Annotated in this window: 1 protein-coding gene; it reads left to right on the top strand. The window is 47.1% G+C overall.

Features of this window, described 5'->3' with window-relative positions; all coding sequences use genetic code 11:
• A partial coding sequence (locus R7Q46_RS28590) for an LruC domain-containing protein (protein ID WP_318078497.1) occupies positions 1-595 on the top strand: 595 nt, incomplete at both ends.

Below are 595 nucleotides of genomic sequence, written 5' to 3'. Positions count from 1 at the left end.
ATCCAATCACTATCACCGAAAATGGCGTATCTGTTCAGCATTTCCCAAGTGCAGAAGGCTACGCAACGGTAGCGTTTGAGGATAACTGGCCATACACCGCAGACTACGACATGAACGACGTCGTCATTCAGTTCCGAATCACAGAAACGCGTATGGAAGGTGTGGTCGAGAACATTCAAATCACCGGTGACCTCGCCGCTTACGGTGCAGGATACAAAAATGGCTTTGCTATTCGTTTACCGGGCATAGCAAAAGCAAGCATCGAGAATGGCTTAACTACCCTGTCGTTTAACGGCGTTCAACACGCAAGCAATGGATTGGAAACTATCTCGGAAGAGGCCATTTTCATCATCAGCGATGATCTCAGCCAATACACGCAAAGCAATTGTACCTACTTCCGAACTCAATCAGGATGTGATGACAACGTTGCTTTCTCTTTTACGTTGACGGTTTATTTTAAGGAAGACTCCGACCGCTCTGGCTTACAAGCCATGCCTTACGACCCATTTATCTTTGCAACACCAAATACTTACCACGGTGACGGTATTACCTTCCAACCAGGCCGAAAATGGGAAGTACACCTACCGGATCAAGC

Source organism: Vibrio sp. 811 (assembly GCF_033339195.1).
The sequence above is the reverse complement of the archived record's forward strand: the minus strand, read 5'-3'. Positions and strand labels throughout refer to the sequence as shown.